General features: G+C 66.4%; 5 protein-coding genes and 3 tRNA genes. 5 read left to right on the forward strand and 3 right to left on the reverse strand.

Annotated features, from left to right (window positions below):
* Positions 1-34 precede the first annotated feature (34 nt).
* The 3 genes from A7X97_RS04975 to A7X97_RS04985 all read right to left on the reverse strand — a co-directional run bounded on the left by A7X97_RS04975 (position 35) and on the right by A7X97_RS04985 (position 6,927).
* On the reverse strand, positions 35-1,258 hold the full coding sequence (locus tag A7X97_RS04975; protein WP_088496492.1) for an EAL domain-containing response regulator: 1,224 nt from the start codon (positions 1,256-1,258) through the stop codon (positions 35-37).
* Positions 1,255-4,026: a response regulator gene (locus A7X97_RS04980; RefSeq protein WP_088496493.1), complete on the reverse strand. Its 2,772-nt coding sequence runs from the start codon at positions 4,024-4,026 to the stop codon at positions 1,255-1,257. The genes A7X97_RS04975 and A7X97_RS04980 overlap by 4 nt, the downstream gene beginning before the upstream one ends.
* 162 nt (positions 4,027-4,188) lie before the next feature.
* Positions 4,189-6,927, reverse strand: coding sequence for a TonB-dependent receptor plug domain-containing protein (locus A7X97_RS04985; RefSeq protein ID WP_111007666.1), 2,739 nt, complete (start codon positions 6,925-6,927; stop codon positions 4,189-4,191).
* Positions 6,928-7,097: 170 nt separating this feature from the next.
* Here A7X97_RS04985 and A7X97_RS04990 point away from each other — a divergent pair, with 170 nt between their 5' ends.
* From A7X97_RS04990 to A7X97_RS05010, 5 genes are all read left to right on the forward strand, one after another.
* Complete coding sequence (locus A7X97_RS04990; RefSeq protein WP_111007668.1) at positions 7,098-8,117, forward strand: cyanophycinase; 1,020 nt, start codon at positions 7,098-7,100, stop codon at positions 8,115-8,117.
* 106 nt (positions 8,118-8,223) lie between these two features.
* A complete protein-coding gene (locus A7X97_RS04995) occupies positions 8,224-9,240 on the forward strand; it encodes an isoaspartyl peptidase/L-asparaginase family protein (RefSeq protein ID WP_111007667.1) in 1,017 nt (338 codons plus the stop codon).
* A 137-nt stretch (positions 9,241-9,377) separates the two neighbouring features.
* Positions 9,378-9,463: transfer RNA gene (locus A7X97_RS05000), tRNA-Tyr, on the forward strand.
* A 24-nt stretch (positions 9,464-9,487) separates the two neighbouring features.
* A tRNA-Gly gene (locus A7X97_RS05005) sits at positions 9,488-9,561 on the forward strand.
* A 49-nt stretch (positions 9,562-9,610) separates the two neighbouring features.
* Positions 9,611-9,686 (forward strand) — tRNA-Thr (locus A7X97_RS05010).
* Positions 9,687-9,769: the final 83 nt, after the last annotated feature.

The following is a 9,769-nucleotide window of genomic DNA, read 5'->3' on the forward strand; positions in this document are numbered from 1 at the left end:
TTGATGTTTTTGTGAAGCCGTCGTGGAATCCGCGTCAGCGCAGGGCGGCCCGCGGTCTTTCGTCCAGTTGCGGTGCTTCCTCGTCCAGCAAACGGTTGAATTCGTCCGACGGCAGCGCCTGCGAGATCAGGAACCCCTGCACCTGGCTGCACCCTAACTGCCGCAGTGCGGCCAGGTCGGCATCACTTTCCACGCCCTCAGCCACGATGATCAGGCCCAGCTGGTTGGCCAGTGCGATCACCGTCGACAGGGTCAGGTGCAGGGCCGGGTCTCGGGCGCAGCCACTGACCAGCGCGCGGTCGATCTTGACCTCGGTGAAGGGGGTATTGACCAGGTTGTGGACCGAGCTCAGGCCCTGCCCGAAATCATCCTGGGCCAAGCCGAAGCCCTTCATGCGCAGCCGGCAGGCACCGGCATAGAAGTCGCTGACGTGCCGCGTGGTGCTGTTCTCCATCAGTTCGAAGCACAACTCGCCGGGCGTCCCGCCGTGGGCCAGGGTCAGCGCCAGCAGCTCATCGGGCAGGTCCGACTGCTCCAGCAGATGAGGCGGCAGGTTGATCGACACCGGTACCCGGAAGCCCTGCTTGCGCCAACGCGCCTGTGCGCTGATGCTGGCCTTGAGCATCATCCGCAGCAGGTCGCCCTCCAGCCCGTAGCGGCAGATCGCCGGCAGGAAGCTGCCGGCGGCCAGCGTGCCCAGCTGCGGGTGGCGCCAGCGCACCAGTGCTTCGGCCGCCACCACCCGTCCGGACTGCAGTGACTTCTTGGGTTGGAACCACGCCGTCAGGCTGCCATCGGCCATCGCCTGGCGCAGCTGCGACGCATCCGGTTCGGGGACTGCCGCTGCCGCGAGTGAGGGGGCCTTGTCGGTGGCCGGGCGCGCCTGCGCCAGCGCCTCGAACAGCGCGTCCACGTCGGCGGCCGCCACCGGCTTGGGCAGCAGGCCGATCACATCCAGCCCCAGCGATTCGGCCATCAGCCGTGCCGAGGTCATCATCCGCCGCGGGGCCGCGCTGACCACGGCAAGGCGCGGCGGGCGTGGTTGCGCCGCCAGTGCCTGGATGAACTGGATGCCGTCCTGCCCGGGCATCAGCAGGTCACTGACCACCAGGTCGTAGGGCTGGCAGGCACACAGTGCGATGGCGGCATCCACGTCTTCGCAGGCATCGACCTGGACACCGGCGCGGCTGCCGAACAGATTGGCCAGGAAACCACGCTGGAAGGGCTGGTCTTCCAGGATCAGGACGCGCTGGGTCATGCGGGGTCTCCTTGGCGCAGGGCGGTGAGCGCCTTGCGCAGGCGGGCGATGTCGACGGGTTTGCTGAGGTAGCCCTGCATGCCACTGGCCAGGCAGCGCTCGCGCTCCTCTGCGGTGGCATTGGCGGTGGCGCCGATCACCGGTACCGGGTTGCCGTCATCGCGCAGCTGGCGGGCCAGCGCGTGGCCGTCCATGCGCGGCATGTTGATATCGGTCACCACCAGATCGAAGCACTGCTCACGGCACCGCTGCAACGCTTCCATGCCATCCTGTGCCAGCTCCACGTCGCAGCCGAGGGTGCGCAGCTGCTCGGCCAGGATCACCCGGTTGATCGGGTTGTCCTCGACGGCCAGCACACGCAGGCCCAGAGGCATCGGTGGTGCCGTACGCGTGGCCACCGGCTGCGCTGCACGCTGGTGCTGCACGCTGGCCAGCGCCTTGCCGATCGCGGTCATGCTGTGCAGGGTCACCACCAGGCTGCCATCACCGGCAGTGATCGGCTGGTCACCGCCCTCGATCGAAGCCACCACGCGCGGGCCCGACCAGGCCAGCGGCATCCCGGCTTCGCCATCCATCAGGATCGCACCGTCATGGTCCAGCAACGCCGGGTCGCCAAGCAGGGGCTGCGCGTTGGCGCCCCAGCGACACAGCCAGCCACAGGCACTGTCGACCAGCTCGCGGTCGCGGCCGCGCACCAGGATCGGTGGTTCCGGCAGTAGTGTGGGGCCATCCTCGGCAGCGGCCAGCACCGGCAACGGCAGGCGGACGCTGAAGCTGCTGCCCAGCCCGGGTTCGCTCACCACCTGCAGCTCGCCGCTCATCAGACGTACCAGGCGGTCGCTGATGGACAGGCCCAGGCCGGTGCCCTGCGCGCTGGCTGCGCCGCGGACCTGGCGGAACGGTTCGAACAACCGCGCCTGTTCCTCCGCAGCGATGCCCACGCCGGTATCGGTCACCTGCCAGGCCAGCACGCTCGATTCAGCTTCGCGCTGCACCTGGCGCACGCGCAATACCACCCGGCCATGCTCGGTGAACTTGATTGCATTGCTGAGCAGGTTGCCCAGCACCTGGCGGATGCGGTCGGCATCACCGAGCACCCGTGTCGGCAGGCTCGGATCGGTACAGACCAGGATCTGCAGGCCCTTGCAGGTGGCCGACGCGGCGAAGCTGCGCAGCACGCTCTCGGTCAGCTCGCGCGGCGAGAATGCCGTCGGCTCCAGGCTGAGCTGGCCTGACTCGATCTTGGAAACATCCAGCACATCGCTGATCAACTGCAGCAGGACCGACGAGGAACTCTCGATGGTGCGCAGGTACTGCGACTGCCGGGCGTCCAGCGAGGTGTGCCCCAGCAGCTCCAGCGTGCCCAGCACGCCATACAGCGGGGTGCGGATCTCATGGCTCATGGTGGCCAGGAACGCGCTCTTGGCCTGGTTGGCCGCATCGGCGGCCTGGCGTGCCGACGACAGTGCGGCCTGTGCCTGGCGGTGCCGGGAAATATCATGGAAGACGCATAGCAGCACGTCATCGCCCTGGTAGCGGCAGGCCGCGTGCAGCACCTGCAGCTGGCGCCCATCGCGGGCGGTGAATTCAAGTCCACGCCCGCGTTCGCCGGCATGTCCGCGCCATGGTGCCTGCCAGTCGCTGTGTTCGCCTTCTTCGCCGAGCCAGTCGCGCAGCAGCTGGTTGGAGAGCAGCAACGCGCGGTCGCTGCGGCGCAGGACGCAGATGCCGACCGGCGCCATGTCGATCACCGTCGAACTGAAGTCCAGGTTCTCCAGCAGGCGGCGGTGCTGCTGCAGGGCCGGCTCGATCAGCTGGAGCTCCACGCGATGCCGTATCAGGCGCAGCGCAACACCGGCCAGCAGCAGCAAGAGCACGCAGACCAGCAGGGGCACGGCCAGGTCGCCCAGCAGCAGCTGTGGCGGCAGGTGGTAGACCAACCGCCAGCCGTCATTGCCGACACTTTTCACCAGCGCTACGCCGCGCGGCAGGCCGCCGCTCCACAACGTGCCGAAGCTGTCGTCCTGGCGCTCCCGCAGGGTCTTCCAGCCCGCACCATCCAGCCGCGGTGCCTGGCTGGATAATGCAGGCTGCCCAGCACGGTCGAGCAGCGCATAACCGCCAATGCCCTGGCCGTCGATCATGCTCGCCGCCGCCGCGCCATCGAGCAGCAGCACCAGCCACTGCGCCGGTTGGGGGCCCGCCTGTACCGGCTGCGCCAGCGCAACGCCACTGTCACCCGGCCGCAGCCAGTACACCGGGTCTGCACCCTCGAGGCTGCCGCTGCGTGCCTGCAGCGCACGCAGCGATGGCAGGTGCACCAGGTCGACGTCGACCTCGCCCCCGGCCAGCCAATGCGCGCCGTGTGCATCGATCAGCAGCAGGTGCGTCTGCAGTGCCTGCAGCGTGTGCTCAGCGCGCGCTGACAGCAGCAGCCGCTGGCCCGGCTGGCCACCGGGACCATCCAGCGGCAGCTGTCGCACGCCCTCGCTGTCTGCGGCTGGTGCATCCGGGTTGCCGGCCAGCACCGAATCACCCAGGTAGCGCAGCAGGGCTTCGCGCTGGTCGAAATAGATCTGTGCCTTGTAGGCCGCTGCATTCATCTCGCGGCGATGGGTCGAGATGTCTTCGGTGAATGCCGTGAGCAGGTAGAATCCGGCCGCGGCGGCCAGGCAGATGAAGACGCAGACGGTCAGGCAGCGCAGCAACACCGACGCGGTGGTTGATGGCACGGCCTGCTGCAGCGAAGGGCGGGGAAAGCGGAGCATGCAACGATGCTAGGGAGCGGCGCTGATGGCGCGGAATCAGCTGTTTCCTAAAATCCCCCGCTGGCCGGTCAGGCCGGAGCCTGCGCGTGGGTACCGTTCAGGCGGCGGAAAAGAGAACCCCCGCCAAAGCGGGGGTCCCCTGTATCGGCGCTGGCCAAGCACTTACAGTGCGCTGCCACCGAACTTGTGGGTGTACTGCAGGTTGATCGTGCGGCCGACACTGTCGAACCAGGACACGTCGTAGTATGGGTAAGCGGTGTACGTACGGTCCTTCGGCGGCATCTTGTTGAACACATTGACCACCGACAGCGACAGGCGCGAGTGGTCGTCGAAGCGGTACTGCAGCGAGGCGTTGTAGCGATAGGTCGCCGTCACGTACGGGCTGTCGCCGCTATCCCAGTCGAACACCTGGTCGTAGCTGTCCGAGGTCGGCAGCTTGCCCAGGCGCGAGCCGTACACCGTTGCCGACCACGCATCCTTCTCCCAGGTCACGCTCAGGCTGGTCTTGGTGCGCGGAATGTCGAAGCCACTGTTGACCGCGAACTGGTCTTCGGTGCGGTCGCCGGGGTAGCGCTGGAAATCATGCTTCTTCACCCAGGTGTGCGTGCCGTTGAAGATGAAATCGCCGATGCCCGTCTGCAGGCGATAGCGCAGGCCGACGTCGATGCCGGAGGTGGATTCGCGGGCGACGTTGATCGGCTCCACGTGCACGCCATACAGGCGTCCGTCGTTGCTGCGGGTGATGCGGGCGAGCGCGTCCACGCAGGTCGGCGAATTGATGTCGGCGCTGCCCAGGCGGCAGTTTGCTTCGTTGGCCAGGAGCGTGCGCACGTCCATGTCCTGCACCTGGTTGCGCATGTCGATGTCGAACCAGTCCACCGACAGGTCCAGGCCGATCGCCGGCGACCAGACGATGCCGGCGCTCCACGAGGTGCTGGTTTCCGGGTCGAGCTGGCGGTTGCCGGTGCGACTGCGGATCAGGTTGCGCTCGTAATCGGAACAGTCGCTGGCTTCCTCAAGGCGGCAGGTGTACAGATCCTCGGCGCTGGTCTCGTCGTTGCCCGGTCCGGCAAACACATAGTGCAGGTCCGGTGCACGGAATGCGGTGCCGTAGGAGCCGCGCACCAGCAGGGTATCGATCGGGCGCCATTCCAGGCCGCCGCTCCAGGTCGCCTTGCCGATGCTGTGTCCGGAATAGCGGTACTGGTCGTAGCGGCCCGCCATGCTCAGGTTGACCGTGTCGTGCAGCGGCATGCGCAGCTCCGCAGCCGCCGCCCAGCGGTTGCGCGAACCCTTGCCGTCCGAATCCTTCCAGCTGTAGTAGTAGTACCCGGTCGCCAGCGGATCGGGGTTCAGCGAATAGGCCTGCTGGCCCACTTCCACGGTCGCGGCAAACCCGGCGTCGCCCCCCGGCAGAGCGAACAGGGCCGAGTTGGTCAGGGTGAAGGCGGCGGTCTCCGTGCGCGACTTAGGAGTGTAGGTGGTACGCGCGGCGATCGAGTCGTACTCGGCGCGGGTCATTGGACGGTACAGCCGTGACGGATCGGCGTTGTAGACCGGGAAACCGTCGTCATCCACGCCCAGCTGCGGGCCGAGGAACAGGTCGTTGGCCTTGGCGGCAATGATCTGTGCCCAGCTGATGCGCGACCGGTACTGCGAATGGCTCAACGCCGCTTCGTAATCCCAGTTGCCAATCAGGTTGCCCTTGAAGCCGGTGGTCACGCTGAAGGTCTTCTGAGTGCTGCGCACCATGGCGTTGCGCAGGCCGCCCATTTCCTCGGGCGAGAACTGGCGCTGCCAGAACTCGATCTCGCCAGTGGCTTCGTTGTTGAAGTAGCCCGACTCATCACCGTTGGCATCCATGCGGCCCCACTGGGTGACGTCGCGCATCAGCGACATCGTGTGGTAGCCGAGCTGCACGTCGGCGAACCACTGCTGGCCATTGTCGAAGTCGTAGCTCAGCGACGCGTAGCCGTTGGCGCCGCGGCGCTTGCTGAGGATGGTGCCGTAGCCGATCGAGCTGTCGCTGCCGCAGTAGTAGCCGTACTTCGGGCGGTAGGCACGATAGGTGCTGCCCTGGTTCTGGCCGGACAGCGCTTCGCAGGTGGCGGCGCCCGGGTCCAGGTAGTCATCGTTGTAGTCGGTGCGCAGATAGGCACGGCGCGCGATGCGCGAACCCTCGGTGGGGCCATCCCGGGTCGAGTCCTGGATGTCACGGTCATAGGCCCACAGCGGGGTCTGCGACTGCAGCTCGACGCTGTACACGGCGTTGAAGTTGCCACGGCTGAAACCGCTGGCCAGGCTCATGTCGAACGACTCGCCGCCGCCTTCGCTGGTGGTGCCCATGCGCATGTTGATCGTGGTGCCGTCGGCCTTCTTCTTCAGGATGAAGTTGACCACGCCGGCGATCGCGTCCGAGCCGTAGATGGCCGAGGCGCTGCCGGTCAGTACTTCGATGCGCTCGATCATGCCCAGCGGGATGTTGGAGACATCGGTGAAGTTGCTGCGGCCCTTGAACGGCATCGGGAAATCGGCAATACGCCGACCATTGACCAGCACCAGCGTGTGGTTCGGACCAAGGCCGCGCAGGTCCACCTGCTGGGCGCCCGGCGAGAAGTCGGCGCCACTGGAAGACTGCTGGCTCTGCGTCTCACCGCCGTTCTGGGTCATTGCACGCAGCACGTCCGGCACGCTGGTGAAGCCACTGGAGCGGATCTGCTCGGCATTGATCACCGTGATCGGAGCGGGGCCTTCCACCTGGGCGCGCGGAATGCGCGAGCCGGTGACCTGCACCGCGTCCAGTTGTTGCACCGAAGAGGAAGCCGGTGCCTGGGCCGCCGCAGAAGCAGCCACGCCCACCAACGCCAGCTGGATCGACCACGCCATCGCCTGTCTACGCATGAGGAATTCTCGGAAATGAAGCCGGCCCGCAGAGGAGGGGCCCTGTCCCCCATTCAGACTTCCGGAATGGGCGCGCGCATTTAACGCCTTTTTCATGTCCTTGACTACTGGGCCCCTATCTGTCAAAGAGTGAAAACGCTTGCAAGTCGATTTTGTTCAGGGAGATCAAGATGCGACGCCTCGACCGGACCCTGCCTGGCCCCTTCGCCTGGCTGGCGCTGCTGGTGCTGGCCTGGCCATTGGCCGCGCCCGCGCAGGACCTGCAGGGCCCCGGCTTCGCCTATTACGAAATCGGCGATCTGGAATCCCCGCGTCCCGGTCCGCGCGCGCCCGCCATGATGCTGATGGGCGGTGGCGAGTGGGTGCCGGAGGCCTTCCAGTGGTGGCTGAAGCAGGCCGGCAATGGCCGTGTGCTGATTCTGCGCGCCTCCGGTGGCGACGAACTGCAGGACCGCCTGTACCGCGAGATCGGCGGCACTACCGCAGTGCAGACCCTGGTCTTCGACAGCCGCCGCGGTGCCGATGATCCGGCGGTGCTGCGCGTGGTCGCCGCGGCCGATGCCATCTTCATTGCCGGCGGCGACCAGTCCCGCTATATCCGCTTCTGGAAGGGCACCGCACTCAACCGTGCACTCAACGCCCATGTGCGCGCCGGCAAGCCGATTGCCGGTACCAGCGCTGGCTTGGCCATCCTCGGCGGCTATGCCTATGGCGCCATGGATGGCGGCAGCATCACCTCGGCCGGTGCGCTGGCCGACCCGATGGGCAGTGCCGTGACCCTGGACAGCGGCTTCCTGCAGATGCCCTACCTGCAGCGCGTGGTCACCGACACCCATTTCGACAAGCGGGACCGGCTCGGCCGCCTGATCGTGTTCGTGGCACGTGCCGCCCAGGACAGCGGCGACCCTGACATCGTCGGCATCGGCGTCGATGAGGACACCGCCCTGTGCGTTGAGCCCGATGGCCGGGCCCAGGTCTACAGCGCAGATGGCGAAGGCAAGGTCTGGGTGATCAGCCCCGGCCGCGACGCCGATCGCCTGGTCGAGGGGGAACCGCTGCGCTTCCATGCGGTGCCGGTGACGGTGGTCGCCAGCGGCAGCCGCATGCGGCTGGATGATTTCCAGGCCGAGGCCGATTACCAGGCCGTGGCCGACGTCAGTGACGGCGAGATTGAGTTCACGCTTCGGTAGTGCCGGCCGCTGGCCGGCAATCCACCTTCCCTGATGCCACCGGTGCCGGCCAGCGGCCGGCACTACCGGTGCAATCCTTTCACTACACCTGCTGGAGATGTACCCGATGAAACTGCGCCTGGTGCTGTCCGCGCTGCTGTCCGTGCCGTTGCTTGCCCAGGCCGCCCCGGCCGCCTCGCCGTTGCTGGTCATCCACGGCGGTGCCGGTGTCGAGCGCAAGGACCTGTCGCCGGCTGAAGAGAAGGCTGCGCGCGACGCGTTGCGCGCCGCACTGCTGAAGGGCCATGCCGAACTGGCGGCCGGTCGCCCGGCGCTTGCAGCCGTCACTGCGGCAATCACCGTGCTGGAGGACGATCCGACCTTCAACGCCGGCAAGGGCGCGGTGTTCACCCATGACGGCCACAACGAACTGGATGCCGCAGTGATGGATGGCGCCACCCAGGCTGCAGGTGCGGTGGCCGGCGTGCAGCGGGTGCGCAACCCGATCCTGCTGGCCCAGACCGTGATGCAGAAGTCCAGGCACGTGATGATGGTCGGGCAGGGGGCCGAGGCGTTCGCGGTGGAGCAGGGCATCGGCCTGGTCGATCCATCCTACTTCCGTACCAACAAGCGCTGGCAGCAACTGCAGCGCGCATTGAAGGAAGAGGCCAGTGGCCAGGCGCTCGCCGACCTGGAGACCGCAAGGCACTTCGGCACGGTGGGCGCGGTTGCGCTGGATGCGCAGGGGCAGCTTGCTGCCGGCACCTCCACCGGTGGCATGACCAACAAGCGCTATGGCCGTGTGGGCGATTCGCCGATCATCGGCGCCGGTACCTGGGCCGACGCGGGCTGCGCGGTATCGGGCACCGGGTGGGGCGAGTACTACATCCGGACTGCGGCCGCGCACGAGATCTGTGCGCGCATGCGCTACCAGCGGCAGACGCCGGAGCAGGCCGGCAAGGGCGTGATCAACGAGATGATTCCGAAGATGGGCGGCGACGGCGGCGCGATCGTGCTTGCCGCAGACGGAAAAATGGCCATGCCGTTCAACACCCAGGGCATGTATCGGGGCTGGATCGGCGCCGATGGCGTCCCCCATGTCGCAATTTTCGCCAGCGATACCCTGCCGGTCCCTGGGCAATAACCTTGCGTATCAATGGGTTTGCGACAACGTGTGAAAAAGATGGAAAAAAGCGTTGACAGCCCCCCGCCTGATCAGCAGAATAAGCGGCTCACCACCACACACCGCAACGCTTCGGCGGCAACGGGTTGGGGTGGTAAGGAGGGATACCCAAGCGGCCAACGGGGGCAGACTGTAAATCTGCTGGCTTACGCCTTCGGTGGTTCGAATCCACCTCCCTCCACCAGTTTCACGTTGTGACATTCCCGGCGCGGGAGTAGTTCAATGGTAGAACCTCAGCCTTCCAAGCTGATGGTGCGGGTTCGATTCCCGTCTCCCGCTCCATTGAATGAACTTTGAATATTATCGAGTTCATGTCATAATGCAAAACTCGGCTCACGTAGCTCAGTCGGTAGAGCACTTCCTTGGTAAGGAAGAGGTCGAAGGTTCGATTCCTTTCGTGAGCACCATCTCAAGCATCACCTCTCAGACGAATTCGAGATAAGCAGCCATGGCCAAGGGTAAGTTCGAGCGCACCAAGCCGCACGTCAAC

The organism is Stenotrophomonas sepilia (genome assembly GCF_003244875.1).
Classification (GTDB): Bacteria; Pseudomonadota; Gammaproteobacteria; order Xanthomonadales; family Xanthomonadaceae; genus Stenotrophomonas; species Stenotrophomonas sepilia.

Excerpts from the sequence above, each read along its gene's own strand:
- A7X97_RS04975 (WP_088496492.1), bottom strand. The coding sequence starts at position 1,258 with ATGACCCAGCGCGTCCTGATCCTGGAAGACCAGCCCTTCCAGCGTGGT.
- A7X97_RS04980 (WP_088496493.1), bottom strand. The coding sequence starts at position 4,026 with ATGCTCCGCTTTCCCCGCCCTTCGCTGCAGCAGGCCGTGCCATCAACC.
- A7X97_RS04985 (WP_111007666.1), bottom strand. The coding sequence starts at position 6,927 with ATGCGTAGACAGGCGATGGCGTGGTCGATCCAGCTGGCGTTGGTGGGC.
- A7X97_RS04990 (WP_111007668.1), top strand. The coding sequence starts at position 7,098 with ATGCGACGCCTCGACCGGACCCTGCCTGGCCCCTTCGCCTGGCTGGCG.
- A7X97_RS04995 (WP_111007667.1), top strand. The coding sequence starts at position 8,224 with ATGAAACTGCGCCTGGTGCTGTCCGCGCTGCTGTCCGTGCCGTTGCTT.